The 15,454-nt window shown below is 66.6% G+C and carries 16 protein-coding genes; 5 read left to right on the plus strand and 11 right to left on the minus strand.

Annotated features, from left to right (window positions below):
* Window positions 1–79: 79 nt before the first annotated feature.
* The 11 genes from mutL to LDL32_RS09475 form a co-directional block, all read right to left on the minus strand.
* Window positions 80–1,942 carry a DNA mismatch repair endonuclease MutL gene (gene mutL / locus LDL32_RS09425; protein ID WP_233066227.1) on the minus strand — a complete coding sequence of 621 codons (1,863 nt, stop codon included), beginning with the start codon at window positions 1,940–1,942 and terminating at the stop codon, window positions 80–82.
* A 67-nt stretch (window positions 1,943–2,009) separates the two neighbouring features.
* Window positions 2,010–2,498, minus strand: a complete 489-nt coding sequence (locus LDL32_RS09430) for a DUF3035 domain-containing protein (RefSeq protein ID WP_233068798.1) — start codon at window positions 2,496–2,498, stop codon at window positions 2,010–2,012.
* 94 nt (window positions 2,499–2,592) lie between these two features.
* Window positions 2,593–3,066 (minus strand): signal peptidase II, encoded by a 474-nt coding sequence (gene lspA, locus LDL32_RS09435; protein WP_233066229.1) that lies wholly within the window; start codon window positions 3,064–3,066, stop codon window positions 2,593–2,595.
* A gap of 5 nt (window positions 3,067–3,071) precedes the next feature.
* The gene (ileS, locus tag LDL32_RS09440) at window positions 3,072–5,945 is read right to left on the minus strand and encodes an isoleucine--tRNA ligase (protein ID WP_233066232.1); all 2,874 of its coding nucleotides are present in this window, start codon (window positions 5,943–5,945) and stop codon (window positions 3,072–3,074) included.
* A 92-nt stretch (window positions 5,946–6,037) separates the two neighbouring features.
* A complete protein-coding gene (locus LDL32_RS09445) occupies window positions 6,038–6,997 on the minus strand; it encodes a bifunctional riboflavin kinase/FAD synthetase (protein ID WP_233066235.1) in 960 nt (319 codons plus the stop codon).
* Complete coding sequence (mtnC, locus tag LDL32_RS09450; protein ID WP_233066237.1) at window positions 6,994–7,710, minus strand: acireductone synthase; 717 nt, start codon at window positions 7,708–7,710, stop codon at window positions 6,994–6,996. Before mtnC ends, LDL32_RS09445 begins: the two co-directional genes overlap by 4 nt.
* A gap of 32 nt (window positions 7,711–7,742) precedes the next feature.
* Window positions 7,743–8,285 carry an acireductone dioxygenase gene (locus LDL32_RS09455; RefSeq protein ID WP_233066239.1) on the minus strand — a complete coding sequence of 181 codons (543 nt, stop codon included), beginning with the start codon at window positions 8,283–8,285 and terminating at the stop codon, window positions 7,743–7,745.
* The gene (locus LDL32_RS09460; protein ID WP_233068800.1) at window positions 8,282–8,905 is read right to left on the minus strand and encodes a methylthioribulose 1-phosphate dehydratase; all 624 of its coding nucleotides are present in this window, start codon (window positions 8,903–8,905) and stop codon (window positions 8,282–8,284) included. The genes LDL32_RS09455 and LDL32_RS09460 overlap by 4 nt, the downstream gene beginning before the upstream one ends.
* A 35-nt stretch (window positions 8,906–8,940) precedes the next feature.
* Complete coding sequence (locus tag LDL32_RS09465) at window positions 8,941–9,186, minus strand: twin-arginine translocase TatA/TatE family subunit (protein WP_233066241.1); 246 nt, start codon at window positions 9,184–9,186, stop codon at window positions 8,941–8,943.
* A gap of 132 nt (window positions 9,187–9,318) precedes the next feature.
* On the minus strand, window positions 9,319–9,849 hold the full coding sequence (locus tag LDL32_RS09470; protein WP_255673906.1) for a CHAP domain-containing protein: 531 nt from the start codon (window positions 9,847–9,849) through the stop codon (window positions 9,319–9,321).
* A gap of 105 nt (window positions 9,850–9,954) precedes the next feature.
* Window positions 9,955–10,596 (minus strand): regulatory protein RecX, encoded by a 642-nt coding sequence (locus LDL32_RS09475; protein WP_233066245.1) that lies wholly within the window; start codon window positions 10,594–10,596, stop codon window positions 9,955–9,957.
* A gap of 295 nt (window positions 10,597–10,891) precedes the next feature.
* Between LDL32_RS09475 and LDL32_RS09480 the strand changes: the two genes are divergently transcribed.
* From LDL32_RS09480 to LDL32_RS09500, 5 genes are all read left to right on the plus strand, one after another.
* Window positions 10,892–12,094, plus strand: coding sequence for an aspartate aminotransferase family protein (locus LDL32_RS09480; protein ID WP_233066247.1), 1,203 nt, complete (start codon window positions 10,892–10,894; stop codon window positions 12,092–12,094).
* Window positions 12,091–13,077 (plus strand): ornithine carbamoyltransferase, encoded by a 987-nt coding sequence (gene argF, locus LDL32_RS09485; RefSeq protein WP_233066249.1) that lies wholly within the window; start codon window positions 12,091–12,093, stop codon window positions 13,075–13,077. Before LDL32_RS09480 ends, argF begins: the two co-directional genes overlap by 4 nt.
* Entirely contained in the window at window positions 13,074–13,394 is a 321-nt protein-coding gene (locus LDL32_RS09490; protein ID WP_233066251.1) for a hypothetical protein, read from the plus strand. Before argF ends, LDL32_RS09490 begins: the two co-directional genes overlap by 4 nt.
* A gap of 31 nt (window positions 13,395–13,425) precedes the next feature.
* A complete protein-coding gene (locus LDL32_RS09495; protein ID WP_233066254.1) occupies window positions 13,426–14,406 on the plus strand; it encodes an Hsp33 family molecular chaperone HslO in 981 nt (326 codons plus the stop codon).
* 98 nt (window positions 14,407–14,504) lie between these two features.
* A complete protein-coding gene (locus LDL32_RS09500; protein WP_233066256.1) occupies window positions 14,505–15,428 on the plus strand; it encodes a hypothetical protein in 924 nt (307 codons plus the stop codon).
* Window positions 15,429–15,454: the final 26 nt, after the last annotated feature.

The following is a 15,454-nucleotide window of genomic DNA, read 5'->3' on the forward strand; positions in this document are numbered from 1 at the left end:
TCACATTATGCAGAGGACGCGGGCCACCGCTACCGCGCGGCGACGTGCCGCACGTCCGCCTGCGCAGCCGTGCCATGGGTCAGCGGCGACCGAACATCCGCTCAATATCGGCCTTTTCCAGCCTGAGCCAGGTGGGGCGGCCATGCGAGCAGGTGCCCGCGCGGGGGGTGCGCTCCATGTCCCGCAGCAGGGCGTTCATTTCCTCGTGTGTCAGCCTGCGCCCGGCCCGCACGCTGCCATGGCAGGCCATGCGCGCGATGACCGCATCCATGCGCGCATCCAGCGCATCGGCCTGCGCGGGGCTGGTCAGGTCATCGGCTTCCAGTTCCTCGGCCAGGTCGCGCAGCATGCCACCCGGATTTTCCTTGCCCAGCAGGGCGGGCATGGTACGGACCAGAACGGCCGTCCCGCCAAAGGGTTCGATCTCGATCCCTAGGCGGGCCAGTGCGGCACCAAAGCACAGCAGCACATCCACCTGCCGTGCAGGCAGGTCCACCACTTCAGGCAGGAGCAGGCGCTGGGCGCGGATCTCGCCGCCCATATACTGCTGGCGCAGGATCTCGTGTGTCAGGCGCTCATGCGCGGCATGCTGGTCCACCAGAACCAGCGCGCCATCCGCCGTCTGGGATACGATATAGGTGCCCAGCACCTGCGCCACCGCGGCCCCCAGCGGGTGCGCCATGGCAGCCATGGCTGCATCCGGGTCACGGGCGGTGTCCGGCGCTGTCTGGCGTGCTGCGGGCAGGCCGGCAAGCGGTAGCGACGACTCGGCAAAGCCGGGCGGCAGACCCGCATCGGGGCGGGCCGGAACAAGCGGCTCGGCCAGCCGTGTGGACAGGTCGGCCGCATCCGCAGCGCGTTCGGGCGGATACCAGATGCGCGCAGGCGAAGCCCCGCGTGACTGGAGCAGGCCGGGCCGCACGCCCGCCACGCCCGCGCCTGTACCCAGCGCACGCCCCAGCGCGACAATGACCAGCGCCCGCACGGCTGCAGAATCGGCATAGCGCAGTTCCGTCTTGGCCGGGTGCACGTTCACGTCCACCTGTTCGGGCGGGATTTCAAGCGAGAGCGCCACCACCGCGTGCCGCCCGTGCTCCATCACGTTGCGATAGGCCACCCGGACCGCCGTGCGCAGCACCGGGTCCACCACCGGCCGACCATTGACCAGCAGCATCTGCCCATTGGCCGTGGCGCGGTGGACGGATGGCGCGCAGATATAGCCGCTCAGCTTCAGGTCCCCGCGCTGGCCTTCGACTTCCAGCAGGCCGTCCGCCTGACCTGCCTCCAGAATGGCTGCGACACGCGCCGCCCTGTCCTGTACCGGCAGGTCAAGGATCAGGCGGTCATCGAATTCCAGCCGGAAGGCGATATGCGGGGCGGACAGGGCCAGCCTGCGCACCACGTTTTCCGCATGGCCTGACTCGACACGGGGGCTTTTGAGGAATTTGCGGCGCGCGGGGGTGGCGAAGAACATGTCCTCCACCAGCACACGGGTACCGGGCGCGCCCGCACAGGGTTCCGGCGCACTGACCATGCCGCCTTCCACCCGGATGGACCATGCGGATTCCGCCCCGGCCTGCCGCGACATGACCGTCAGCCGTGCCGCAGCACCGATGGAAGGCAGCGCCTCACCCCGGAAGCCAAGGGTGGAAATACGTACCAGTGTCTCGTCACGCAGCTTGGAGGTGCAGTGCCGCTCCACCGCCAGCAGCAGGTCATCGGGCGACATGCCGCAGCCATCATCGCACACCTCGATCCGATCGATCCCGCCACGGTCCAGCCGGATTCCGACCCGTCGCGCGCCGGAATCGATGGCGTTCTCCACCAGTTCCTTGAGTGCCGCCGCCGGGCGTTCGATCACCTCACCCGCGGCAATGCGGTTGACCACCTGATCGGACAGGCGACGGATGACCGGCAGGTCGTTACCAGAATGCATGTTCATGACAGGAACCGGACTTCAGCCATCAGGTCCCATGCCCGGCCACGACTGGCCAGACCGGATACCCTGTTTATTTGGCGGGACCGCTTACCGTGGGCGTGGCCCCCTTGGTCAGATTGCGGCCCAGCGCCGAATCCTCACGCAGGCGGGCGTTCTCGGCCTTGCCATTGACAAGGTTGCCCGCACCACCACCATGCCAGAACATCAGCTTGTCGACAAAAGTGGTATCCGCCCGGCCCATCTCGCCCCGATCGGGTTCGTTGGATGCTTCCTGCGCCGCGCCAACCAGTGCGGTCTGCCCGGCACTGCCAGGACCATCGGCACCCTGGAGTGCAACGTTGGGGGAAAGGGTTTCCAGCGCCTGCATGCGCGGATTGGTGTCCTGCGCGCGCTGTACTGCGTTGCTGTTGGGCGCACCGAGCTCATCCGAGGGCGGCATGGACAGCGGGGCACGGGTCGTGACCGTGTATTCATCCGGCAGGGTCCGCTCCAGCCCGAAGGCACGCGAAACATCGGCGCCCGTGCAGCCTGACAGCATGAAGCCGCTGGATACAAGCAATGCACAGGAAAGGGGTCTGAAAGCAGGAATCGCCATATCTCGCCTATTACCGTGAGTGAAACGGTTCGGCAAGCATGTGCGCGCCATCCCCGCCCTAGTTTGCATCGCGATTACGCATGTTGTCGATAATCAGGATTGCCACGCCGCAATCTATCAGCGCATCGGCTATGTTGAACACCGGCCACGAATGGCCATAGGCATGCGCATGGATGAAATCGACCACCGCGCCGAAGCGCAGCCGGTCGATCACATTGCCGATCGCACCGCCCATGATCAGCCCCAGCGCCACCGCGACCCAGCGCCGTGGCGTGCGTGCAAGCCAGATGCCAAGTCCTGCCACGATAAGCAGGGCCGCGATGGAAAAGATCACACGCCCGGCCGCACCCGCGCCACCCAGCATGCCGAACGTGATGGCATGGTTCCACACCATGGTCAGGTTGAGCACGGGCAGCAGGGGTACGCTCTCGCGCGCCGGCAGGTCATAGATATCGAGTATCCAGTACTTGCTGGCCTGATCGGCCACCAGCGCGCCCAGCAGGCAGGCCATGCCCGCAACGCGGTTGTTCATCGTGCCTATGCCCTGCCCTGCACCACATCGACACAGCGCAGGCACAGTTCGGGGTGGGCGGCATTCCCGCCCACTTCCTCCAGCACTTTCCAGCATCGCGCGCATTTGTGCCCCGCGGCGACACTGACCGACGGAATGCCGTGGGGCGTGCCGTCCTGTGCCTCATCCTCGCCCAGGTAGATCGATCCCGCACCGGCAATGACATTGACCTCCGCCTGCGAGACGATGGTCAGTTCCGCCCAGTCAACACCGGCAAAGCGGGCCGCTTCCGCTTCCGACAGCGGCAGTTCGAGCGCCGCCTGCAGCGAGGACTTGACCAGCCCGTCACGCCTTGCGGTCTCGATCTCGGTGGTGATCACACGCCGCACGGCACGCAGCATGGCCCAGCGTTCGCCCAGTTCGGGGTCGTTCCACTCCACCGGCAGTTCGGGGAAGGGCTGCAGGTGCACGCTTTCGGTATTGCCGGGGCGGGCCAGCCACGCTTCCTCGGCCGTGAAGACCAGGACCGGGGCAAGCCATGTGCACAGGCAGCGATGCAGGTGGTCCAGCACCGTACGCGCCGCCCGGCGCTTCAGGCTGGCGGGGCCATCACAGTAGATGGTGTCCTTGCGCACATCGAAGTAGAAGGCAGACAGGTCAGCCGCGCAGAAACCGTGCAGCGCGGGATAGACGCCAACCCATTCATGGGTTTCCACCGCGCGGGCCACAAGGCCGCCCAGTTCACCCAGACGGTGCAGCACCCAGCGCTCCAGCTCGGGCAGTTCGGCGTAAGGCACGCGCTCGGCTTCGGTAAAGCCGTCCAGCGCGCCCAGCAGCCAGCGCAGCGTATTACGCAGGCGGCGGTAGAGTTCGCCCTGCTGCTTGAGGATTTCCTTGCCGATCCGCAGGTCCTCGTTGGTGTCCGAGTTCATGACCCACAGGCGCAGGATGTCCGCACCCAGCGTGTCATTCACATCCTGGGGCGCAATGACGTTGCCCAGCGACTTGGACATCTTGCGGCCCTGCTCGTCCAGCACGAAGCCGTTGGTGACCAGCGCCCGGTAAGGGGCGACGCCGCGCGTGCCGACACTCTCCAGCAGCGAGGACTGGAACCAGCCGCGATGCTGGTCGGAGCCTTCCAGATACAGGTCGGCGGGAAATTTCATGTCGCCATGACCCAGCACGAAGGCGTGGGTCGAGCCACTTTCGAACCATACATCGACGATATCGAACACCTGTTCATAATCATCGGGGTTGCGGCCTTCACCCAGGAAGCGCGCGGCCGGTGAACTGTACCACGCATCAGCACCTTCCGTGCGGAAGGCCTCGACAACGCGCGTCATGACACCGGCGTCACGCAGCACCTCGCCCGTGCGCTTTTCCACGAACACGGCAATCGGCACGCCCCAGGCACGCTGGCGGCTGATGCACCAGTCGGGACGCCCCGCCACCATGGAGGTCAGGCGGTTGCGCGCCTGTGCCGGCACGAAGGTCACGTCATCAAGCGCATCCAGCGCACGCCTGCGCAACTGGCCTTCGCCATCCATGCGGATGAACCACTGGGGCGTTGCGCGATAGATGATCGGTGCGCGTGAGCGCCATGAATGCGGGTAGGAATGGACCAGCGTGGCCCGCGCCACAAGGCCGCAGGGCGCCGTGCCCGCAGCATCGGCGCGCTGCATGGCTTCCAGCAGCGCCTGGCAGACCGGCTCGGCCGCCTTGAACACATGCCCGCCGCCAAACAGCGGCACCCAGTCGGCATACCGCCCGTCATCAAGCACCAGTTCAGTGATCTCCAGACCATTGGCGCGGCCAAGGTTGAAGTCGTCCTCGCCATGGGCGGGAGCGGTGTGCACGAGGCCGGTGCCCGCCTCGGTCGTGACATGCGCGCCAGGGAGCAGCGGCACGTCGAAATCGTAGCCCTGCCCGCGCAGCGGATGGGCGCAGACGGCGCCTTCCAGCGCACTGCCGGGCAGGGTGTAGAGCACATGATGGGCGGTGATGTCCGCCGCCTCGCAGAACGGCGCGATCAGGTCCTCGGCCACCAGCACGCGGGCCTCGGGCTCCAGTGTCGCGCTGTCACCCACGCCATCAACGCGCACCACGGCATAGGTGATGTCCGGCCCGTAGGCGATGGCGCGGTTGGCGGGAATGGTCCACGGCGTGGTGGTCCAGATCACGGCCGCCACATCTTCCAGCGCATGGGCGGGGGTGGGATCGGTCACGAAGGGGAAGGCGACGTGAATGGCGGTGGATTCATGCTCGCGGTATTCGATCTCGGCCTCGGCCAGCGCGGTCTTTTCAACCGGGCTCCACATGACAGGGCGCAGGCCACGATACAGCAGACCATTGAGCAGGAATTTGCCGATCTCGTCCGCAATCGCCGCCTCGGATGAGAAATCCATCGTGGCGTACCGGTTCGCCCATTCCGCCTGCACGCCCAGCCTGCGGAATTCGGCCGCCTGCGTGTCCAGCCACTTCTGGGCATAGGCGCGGCATTCCGCACGGAACTGCAGGACCGGCACGCTGTCCTTGTCCTGCCCGCGCTTGCGGTATGCTTCCTCGATCTTCCATTCGATGGGCAGGCCGTGGCAGTCCCAGCCGGGCACGTAATGGATGCCGTACCCCGCCATGCGGTGGGCACGGTTGATCACGTCCTTCAGGATCTTGTTCAGCGCGTGGCCGATATGCAGGTGGCCGTTGGCGTAGGGCGGCCCGTCATGCAGCATGAACACGTCACGCCCCCGTGCCTGCTCGAGCAATCGGGTATCAAGCTTCTCGCCATCCCATCCCGCCAGAATCTCCGGCTCCCGCTTGGGCAGGTTGCCACGCATGGGAAAGGAAGTGGTCGGCAGGAAGACCGTTTCCCGATAGAGATCCTGTGGTTTTGACTCGGACATGGCCTGTTCTGTTCTTCTGGCAAGATGAAGCGCATGCCGGAGCGAAAGCCCCGTGCGCAAGGCAACCTTATGGGGATCACGGCCCCGTATGGTCAAGTTCTGGAGGGTTCGGCCCCCGGCTGGCGGGTGGACAGGTAGGTGGCGGCCTGTTCGGAGTCACGCGCGATCTGGGCCTTGAGCGCGTCCAGACCGTCAAAGCGGCGTTCGGCGCGCAGCAGCGTATGCAGCGCCACCGACAGGTGCTGGCCATACAGGTCGCCCGAAAAGCCCAGCAGGTGTACTTCCAGCCGGCTCTCCTGCCCGTCATTTATGGTGGGCCTGCGCCCGATATTGGCGACGCCGGGATGCACCGTGCCATCGGCCAGCCGCACGCTGACGGCATAGACGCCGCGCGCGGGCTCAAGATGGCGGCCAAGGGGGACGTTGGCGGTGGGAAAGCCCAGCAGGCGGCCACGCTTGTCCCCATGCTGGACCACGCCGCGAATCGACCATGGGCGGCCCAGTTCCTCGGCCGCGCGCTCGGGGTAGCCATCCTGCAGCAGGCGGCGGATACGGCTGGAGGAATATGGCCCCAGCCCGTCGGAAAGCGGCGGCACCACGGTCAGGCCGATACCCAGTTCCCCGCTGCGCTCGGCCAGGAAGTCCACGTTGCCGCGCCTGCGGTGACCAAACGCGAAATCGAGCCCGCAGGCCACATGCCGCAGGCCAAGGCTTTCATGCAGCACGCGGGTGACGAAGTCCTCGGCGCTCATGGTGCTGAATTCGCGGTCGAAACCGATCTGGAACACGTGCTTCACGCCCAGGGCGGCCAGGGCGGCGAAGCGTTCCTGCTCAAGTGTCAGGCGAAAGGGCGGGTCCTGCGGGCGAAAGAGTTCACGCGGATGCGGCTCGAACGTCACGACCGCCAGTTCGCAGCCGGGGCGGGCGGCATGCAGCGCATGGACCAGATGGGCATGCCCCAGATGCACGCCATCAAAATTGCCCAGCGCCGCAACCGTGCCCCGGGCGCTATCGGGTATGGCGCGCCAGTCGGTATGCAGCCGCGCTTTCATGCAGCCTCCACGCGCGGCAGGCCGAAGCGGTCCGCGACCTCGGCCAGTGTCGCCGCAACGGGGTGGGTGGTGCCGGGCTGCGTGCCATCGGCGGGGCGCACGATCTGGCAGGTACGCAGCCCCGCCTGTGCCGCCGCATCCAGTTCGGCCACCACATCGGACAGGAACAGGACATCGCCCGGGGTCCACTGCGCGTCCTGCACGATGCGGCGATAGCTTTCCGCATCCCGCTTGCCCCCCATCTGCAGGTCATAGAACCCCACGAACACGCTGCTCAGATCACCTTCGGTCGTGTGGCCATAGATCAGCTTCTGCGCCGCAACCGAGCCTGAGGAATAGACCGCAAGCGCAAGCCCCGCCGCCGCCCAGCAGCGCAGCGTGGGCACCACATCGGGGAAGAGCGTGGCCTTGAGCACGCCATCGGCATAGCCCTGCGCCCAGACCATGCCCTGCAATGCCTTGAGCGGGGCGATCTTGGCATCCGAATCCATCCAGCACTCAAGCTGGCGCAGCGGGGGCACGCCGGGTGCAAGGCGGGCGATTTCCTCAAGCTGGGACCGGACCGCCGGATCGTCCGCCCGGTCGCGCAGCAGCGCGGGCAATGCCTTGCGCGCATAGGGAAACAGGGTGTCATGGACGAAGGAGACCGGCAGGGTCGTTCCCTCGATATCCAGCAGCACCGCGCGCACTGGCGGCTGCGTGGTCTGGGTCACGTTACTCTTCTCCCTCGGGTGCGGTTTGCGGTTCAGGCTTCGGCGGGAAAGCGGGTTGCGATGTCACTTCCGGTATAGCGGGCAATCCAGCCATCAGGATTGGTAAAGATGCGCAGCGTCACGAAATCCGGCGTCTCGCCACCGTCGAACCAGTGCGATATGCCCGCGGGGACCGAGATCAGGTCGCCCGCCGTGCAGCGTACGTCATACACGCGGCCGTTCACATGCAGGATGAAATCCCCCTGCCCGTGCACGAAGAAGCGGACCTCATCCTCGCTATGGGTATGTTCGGACAGGTACTTGCCGCGCGCCTGCGCCCAGCCCTGCGTATCCGGCCCCACGCGCAGCACATCCGCCGAACCGGCACCTGTCTCGCCCATCAGCTGGTCCAGATAGGGGCGGTAGGCGTCAAGCACATCGCTTTCCGGCGCATCGCGCGGGGGCACGACGGGGGCGTCCCACCGTTCGAAGCGCACGCCGATGGGGGCAAGCTCCATGGCGATGCGTGCGGGGTCACCGAGCTGCACAATGGGCGCACCGGGGTTGTTGTCGGCATAGACACGCAGGCGGCTCATCGGATCTTCCTTCTTTCCAGTTCGCAGGCCAGCAGGAATTCAAGCCCCTCCAGCCGGGCCAGCGCCATGTCCATGTCCGCACCCCACACATAGACCCCATGCCCGCGGATGATGTAGCCCGCGCGCATCTGGTCCAGATACGGCGCCACGACATGGGAGAGACGGGCGATATCCTGGTCATTGTCGAATACCGGCACACGCACGCGGGCGGCATGGGTGTCCTGTCCGGCAAAGACCTTCTGCACCTCGTAGCCTTCCAGCACCAGTTCGTCACCGCCAAGCATGGACAGCACGGTGGAGGCGACCGAGTGGCCATGCAGCACCGCGCCCGCCGCCGGGTCGTGGGCATAGACCTGACAGTGCAGCAGCGTCTCGGCGCTGGGGCGGTCGGATGGCGTGAACGGCGCGCCCGCGGCATCGACCCGGATCACGCCCTGCCGGTCCAGCAGTCCCTTGTGGCCGCCCGAACGCGTGATGGCGATGGTGCCATCAGGCAGGCGGATGCTGATATTGCCCGCCGTGGCGGGTACCCAGCCGAAGCGGTCCATCCGCTGCCCCACGGCAATGATGCGGGCCACCGCATCGCAATACGCGCCAGCGGGAAACGTCGCCCCGTCCATCATGCCATCGGTCCGTGCATGGTGCACGTGCGCTGTCATTTCACGTTACTGGCCGAACGCTGCGGGGCTTCGGCAAAAGTGGCGTCCTTGTCCTTGGCCGGTCCCTGGATGTGGCCGCTGGCTGCCGGTTCTTCCGGTGTGTCATCGGCCATGTTCTTCTTGAACGACTTGATCCCGCGCGCCATGTCGCCCATGAGCGAACTGATCTTGCCGCCGCCGCCGAACAGCACCAGCACCACCGCCAGCACGATCAGCCAATGTCCCCAGCTCAAGCTACCCATAGCATCCCCCATCCGCGTCCATGACGCGCCAATACCGTATTGCCCGCCAGCCACACAACATGACCACGGCCTGCACGTACCCGCCTATGTGAGGCGCACGCACAGGATATGCAAGCACCCATCCCCGCCCTGTCAGCCCGCGGGAAGGATAAATCCGTAGGCAGGGTAGACGGTTTTGCCCATGTCGTGAATGGGGGACCACCATACCCTGACCCGTGACCAGTCATTGCGGCCCGATACATCGACCACCGGCTCCGACCTGCCGATGCGGCCGGGCACCCAGTTGGCCTGGTCCACCAGCACCTCCCGCGGGCCGCGTACCGCGCGCACGACCGATACATGACCGTCCGGCAGGCGGCCTGTCGCACGGAATACCAGGACCGCGCCGGGCCTTGGCGCATGGCCACGCGGGTAGCGGCCCTGTGCCTGCCCCCACCATGATGCCGCATCCCCCTGCATCTGCATATGCGTGACCTGCCGTGCATAGGGCGCGCACTGCACCGCACCATGCCACCCCTGCCCGCTGCCCCCCGCGCAGGCGGCCAGCGACAGCAGCGCGCCCCCCGCGCCCAGCCGCCACCATGCCGCGCGCACCCGGGCCGCCAGTGCCGGTATCGGGTGCGCCGGTCCCGGGCGTGCCACTGTCCTGCGCACCACCGTCATGCGTGCCACCGCGATGCATCCCCCGGCTCGGTGCGCCCCGGCGCTCCCGGCTCCGGCATATGGTCCGCCATCAGATACCCCACGCCCACGTCCCTTCCCTCACCGTCATGCCGACCTCATGCACATGATCCTGTCCTCCGCCTCGTCGCGGTCCATGTCCAGTGCGCGCCGTGCCGTATCATGGGAAAAACCGGCCCGCGCCATGGCATCGAGCGCACGGCGGTGGCGTCTGCGCGCCTCCTCCCCATCCGCGTCGGGACGCAGGAAGGGGCCGGCGCGGCGCTTGCGCACGAAGACCAGGGCCGCCGCCAGTTCGGTCTCCTGTCCCTCGCCATCACGCGGGCCGAGGGCTTCCTCCACTGCATGTGCCACCGTGGCCTCATCCACCCCCCTTGCACCCAGATGCGCCGCCACCATGCGCCGCGAACGGCCGGCGCGGGCAAGGGAACGGGCACGGAATTCGGAAAAACGGGCGTCGTCAACCGCGCCCAGCCCCTCCATATCCGTCACGATGCGGGGAATGGTCTGCCGCGCGGCCTGCACGGCACGGGCCGCGTCCTCCACGTCCATGCCGCCGTTCACGGCCCGGCGCACCCAGCGGTCGATGTGGCGGGCAAGCATCTGCTCCACCCCCGCCCGCGTGGCGGAAAAGCGGGCAAGATAGGCCAGCGCCGCCGCGCGCAGCACGGCGGCGTCCGGCGCGGGCGCAAGCGGTCGGGGGGCGGAGGGGAAAGGACGGGCCACCATGATGCCAGCACTATGCCACAACCACCCGCTCCCGCCCAAGCACCCCGTACAGGGGCATGGCTGCCATGGCTTCGGCACGCCCCGCCGCAGGGTTAAGGTTGCATTTCGCACAGGCGGGCCATATCCTCCGTGCTTTCCGGCCCATGACGGAATGCCGGATGCGTAACGGACCGCATCCCCGTCGGGCGTGGAAAAACCGGGAAAGAGATGTGCCTACCCCTGCTGGCGGTGGGCCGTTTTCGTTTCTGAACGCAATCCACTTTTTTCCTTTGAACTGAAATCACAAGGCCATTCCATGATTTCCGCCCTGATGCCGAACTACAATCGTGCCGACCTCGCTTTCGAGCGCGGCGAAGGTGCCTGGCTGTACACGGCGGACGGGCGACGATTCCTGGATTTCGGCTCGGGCATCGCCACATCCTCGGTCGGGCACAACAACCCCCATCTGGTGGACGCCATCACGCAGCAGGCGCAGCGCGTCATGCATGTGTCCAACCTGTACCGCGTGCCCCAGGCGGAAAGGCTGGCCGAACGCCTGGTCGCCAACAGCTTTGCCGACAGCGCCTTCTTCTGCAATTCCGGCGCGGAAGCGAATGAGGGGCTGATCAAGATGATCCGGCGCGCGCAGGCCAGGTCCGGCCACCCGGAGCGTACCCGCATCATCTGTTTCAACGGCGCGTTCCATGGCCGCACGCTGGCCACGCTGTCCGCCACGGGCAACCCCAAATACCTTGATGGCTTCGGCCCCCGGGTGGAAGGGTTCGACCATGTGCCGCTCAACAACATGAACGCGGTGCGCGACGCCATCAATGAAGAAACGGCAGGCATCCTGGTCGAGCCGGTGCAGGGGGAAAGCGGCATCCATGTCGCCGATTTCCGCTTCATGCAGGAACTGCGGGCGGCGTGTGATGAATACGGCCTGTTCCTGGGCGTGGATGAGGTGCAGTGCGGCATGGGCCGCACCGGCCGCCTGTTCGCCTATGAATGGTCGGGCATCACGCCCGATATCCTGTCCACCGCAAAAGGGATTGCCGGTGGCTTCCCCATGGGCGCGGTCCTGACGACCGAGACCATTGCGAAACACATGGTGCCCGGCACCCATGGCACGACCTTTGGCGGCGGACCACTGGCCTGTGCCGCGGCCAACGCGGTGCTCGACATCATCCTGGCTCCCGGTTTCCTTGAAGGGGTGCGCGCGCGCGCAGCCCAGCTGGATGCCGGCTTTGACCAGCTGATCGCCACCTGTCCCGACATCTTTGCCGGCAGGCGCGGGCTTGGTCTGCTGCTGGGGCTGAAATGCAGGGTCGATGTGGCGCTGGTGCAGAACGCTGCAATGGCGGAAGGCATGCTGAGCGTCACGGCAGGGGACAACGTGCTGCGCCTGCTGCCGCCCCTTACGATTACACAGGCCGACTGCGACCGGGCGCTGGCCATGCTGGAGGGCGCCGCAGCACGCGTACGCGCCCACATTGCCGCCCAGGCGGAGACCGTGGCATGAACGCGCTGCAGACACCCGCCCACGTCACGCCCCGCCATTTCCTTGACCTGAAGGAACTGGACCGGGTGACGCTACGCGCCATCCTGGACGTGGCGGCGGGCATCAAGCGCATGCAGCGCAACCGGGCTCGTCCGCTGCATCCGGCGCTGCCGCTGCGCGGGCGGGCACTGGGGCTCATGCTCTCCAAGCCCTCCACCCGCACGCGCGTCTCGTTCGAAGTAGGCATGCAGCAGCTTGGCGGCAACGTGGTCCTGCTTGCGCCGTCCGACATGCAGCTGGGCCGGGGCGAGAGCATTGCCGATACCGCGCGCGTGCTGTCGCGCTTTGTCGATGCCATCGTGCTGCGCACCGGCAGGACCGAAAACCTGCGCCAGCTTGCACGCTGGAGCAGCGTGCCGGTCATCAATGGTCTGACACCGGATTCACATCCGGTGCAGATCATGGCCGACATCATGACGTTCGAGGAACATCGCGGCCCGATCGCAGGCCGCACGCTGGCCTGGGTTGGCGATGGCAACAATGTCGCCACCTCCTTCATCGAGGCGGCGGCCCTGTTCGGCTTCCACCTGCGGCTGGCAACGCCCGCAACCCACGCACCCAATGCCGCCGCCGTGGCCTGGGCGCGCGCCCAGGGGGCGGAGATCACGGTCACGACCGACCCGGTGGCGGCCGTGACGGGGGCCCATGCGGTCATTACCGATACATGGGTCAGCATGTCCGACAAGGAATCGGCCCAGCGCATCAGTGCGTTCGAACCCTACCGGGTGGATGCGGCACTCATGGCGCGTGCGGCACCCGATGCCCTTTTCCTGCACTGCCTGCCTGCCCATATTGGTGAAGAGGTGACGGAAGAAGTGTTCGAAGGACCGCAATCCGTCGTGTTCGATGAGGCCGAGAACCGCCTGCACGCGCAAAAGGGCATCCTTGTCTGGGCGCTGTGTGGCGAGGACTGGCAGCAATATGGAAAGGAACCCACGGCATGACCGGACCGGCCGACCAGCCAGCCCTGCCCACCGGCACCGAGGACGTACCGGAAGCCCCGGGCTGGGCGGAGAAAAGCGTGCGCGACATCTTTGCCGCCCTGCCCACGCACGATGCCCGCATCGATCAGGTGCGTGATGCCTATCTGGACTGCCTGGCCGGTGCGGGCCGCACGCAGGACCTGGACATGGAACATGACCGCTGCCGCCAGCGCGCCATTACGGCGCTGGAGGCGGATGGCCTGCTGGCCGCGACACCGCTGCACGACCTTGACCAGCGCCTTGCCGCGCTGGAAGCGGACATTACCGCCAATCTCTGATGACCCGGCTCCCGCCTGAGCGTGGGAGCCGATGACGCGGGTTCTTGCCATGACCACCACGCCACCTTCTCCCGCCTTTCTCGATTCCAGCCGTCCGGATACGCCCGATCTGGTCGTGCCGCAGGGAATCGTGCCCTTCTATCTGGACCAGCGCCCGGTGCGCGGCAGGCTGGTGCGCCCCGGCGTGCTGACCGATACGCTGCTGACCCGTCATGACAACCCCGATGCCGTGCTGCAGCTGGCGGGAGAGGCGCTGGCGCTGGTGGCCGCGCTGGCATCATCACTGAAATTCCAGGGGTCCTTCTCGCTACAGGCCAAGGGGGATGGCCCGGTCAGCCTTCTGCTGGCGGACTGTACCGATTCGGGCGCACTGCGCTTCCATGCCCGCTCGGATGATGCGCAGGTGACCGAACTGCTGCAGACCACGCCCAGCCCCACCGCCAGCCAGCTGCTGGGCAAGGGCTACATCGCCTTCAGCGTGGACCAGGGACCGGATACCGACATCCACCAGGGCATTGTCGAGATGAATGGCGAAAGCCTGTCGGAAATGGCTGCCCATTATTTCGCCACCAGCGAGCAGCATGCCTGCTGGGTCAGGCTGTTCTGCGCGAAAACGGAAGCAGGCTGGCGGTCCGGCGCACTGGTGATGGAAAAGATCGCGACAGGCGGGGGCGCCGAATCAACCCTGACGCCAGAGGAAGGCGACGATGCATGGGAGACCGCCGTCACCCTTGCCTCCACGCTGACGGCGCGCGAGGTACTGGATGACAGCCTTTCTTCCGCCGACCTGCTGTACCGCCTGTTCCATGCCGAAGGGCTGATGGCTGGCCAGCCCCGTGCGCTGGCATTCGGCTGCCGGTGCTCACGCGCACGGCTGTCGGGCATTCTGGAAACCTTCCCGCTCGATGACCTGGACCACATGGCGGAAGACGGTACGATCACCATGAACTGTTCGTTCTGCAACCACAGCTTCCATTTCCAGCGCGACGAGATTGGCGGCAGGGAAGCCTGAACGCCCCTGCCCCTGTTCGCGCGGCGCGGAACATGGCACGATCATCCCCTGATCTACCGACCGCGCCATGGGCGCCAGCCGTTACCGGGACATATTCCATGCGACCGAACCGTTCGCCGCTTCGCATCCTGCCATCACGCCGCACCCTGCGCGTGATGCTGGCGGCCAGCCTGCCGTTCCTGGCGCTGACCGCCATGAGCGATCATGCCTACAGCCGCAAACATGCCGAAGAGCCCACCACGTTCGAGGGGCCACAATATGGTGATGCGCCGCCGCTCAGCCTCAATATCGCCTCGCTTTCCATCGTGGACCGGGGCCAGCCGGGGCTGGTGCCGGGCGACCTGTCGGGCCGTGCGCCCAACCCGCCGGATGAACTGCTCAAACAGCTTGCCCATACCCGGCTGCTGACCGCGGGCAGCGGGGGGGAAGGCGTGTTCACCATCGATCGTGCCTCCATCCTGCATGAACCGGGGGGCATACTGGACGGGCAGCTGAACGTGCATCTGGACGTGACCTCGGCCGACGGGCGTCGTACCGGCTATGCCGTGGCGCAGATCACACGCTCCTACGACCCCAAGCGCAAGCACGGCAACAGCGACACACCGCAGAACCTGAATGCCCTGACCAACATGATGCTGCAGGACATGAACCAGGAACTGGAAAACCAGATCCGCGCCAATCTGGGCAACTGGCTGGTCACGCCGCGGGCACCGGGCAGCGTGGCGGAGCAGTCGCTTGACGGAAGCGATGCCACGCCCGCCACGACCGGAACCACCAGCGACACCATGACCATTGGCGGCGGCCCGACGACCGACCACCCCGAGGCGGCGGCCACACCTTCGGCACCGGCCACCCCCGGACCGGCACGGCCAAAAACGGCAGATCAGGGGCCGGATGCCATCTTCCCCACCGGCTACCCTTCGGATGATACGGACACCACCACGCCGTCGACTCCGCAGCTCCGCTCCCCGCCACCGGGCAACCTTACCCTGCCGGGCAGCGCTGGCGGCACCACCAACTGAGCATGCCGTCCGGCGGGGTGCCACCG

The organism is Komagataeibacter sp. FNDCF1, assembly GCF_021295335.1.
In the GTDB taxonomy this organism is placed as follows: Bacteria; Pseudomonadota; Alphaproteobacteria; order Acetobacterales; family Acetobacteraceae; genus Komagataeibacter.

Bases quoted from the DNA above. Each gene is read 5' to 3' on its own strand.
- mutL (WP_233066227.1), bottom strand. From the start codon at position 1,942: ATGAACATGCATTCTGGTAACGACCTGCCGGTCATCCGTCGCCTGTCC.
- LDL32_RS09495 (WP_233066254.1), top strand. From the start codon at position 13,426: ATGACGCGGGTTCTTGCCATGACCACCACGCCACCTTCTCCCGCCTTT.
- argF (WP_233066249.1), top strand. From the start codon at position 12,091: ATGAACGCGCTGCAGACACCCGCCCACGTCACGCCCCGCCATTTCCTT.
- ileS (WP_233066232.1), bottom strand. From the start codon at position 5,945: ATGTCCGAGTCAAAACCACAGGATCTCTATCGGGAAACGGTCTTCCTG.
- LDL32_RS09480 (WP_233066247.1), top strand. From the start codon at position 10,892: ATGATTTCCGCCCTGATGCCGAACTACAATCGTGCCGACCTCGCTTTC.
- LDL32_RS09500 (WP_233066256.1), top strand. From the start codon at position 14,505: ATGCGACCGAACCGTTCGCCGCTTCGCATCCTGCCATCACGCCGCACC.
- LDL32_RS09445 (WP_233066235.1), bottom strand. From the start codon at position 6,997: ATGAAAGCGCGGCTGCATACCGACTGGCGCGCCATACCCGATAGCGCC.
- LDL32_RS09460 (WP_233068800.1), bottom strand. From the start codon at position 8,905: ATGGACGGGGCGACGTTTCCCGCTGGCGCGTATTGCGATGCGGTGGCC.
- LDL32_RS09455 (WP_233066239.1), bottom strand. From the start codon at position 8,285: ATGAGCCGCCTGCGTGTCTATGCCGACAACAACCCCGGTGCGCCCATT.
- LDL32_RS09475 (WP_233066245.1), bottom strand. From the start codon at position 10,596: ATGGTGGCCCGTCCTTTCCCCTCCGCCCCCCGACCGCTTGCGCCCGCG.
- LDL32_RS09490 (WP_233066251.1), top strand. From the start codon at position 13,074: ATGACCGGACCGGCCGACCAGCCAGCCCTGCCCACCGGCACCGAGGAC.
- LDL32_RS09465 (WP_233066241.1), bottom strand. From the start codon at position 9,186: ATGGGTAGCTTGAGCTGGGGACATTGGCTGATCGTGCTGGCGGTGGTG.
- LDL32_RS09470 (WP_255673906.1), bottom strand. From the start codon at position 9,849: ATGACGGTGGTGCGCAGGACAGTGGCACGCCCGGGACCGGCGCACCCG.
- lspA (WP_233066229.1), bottom strand. From the start codon at position 3,066: ATGAACAACCGCGTTGCGGGCATGGCCTGCCTGCTGGGCGCGCTGGTG.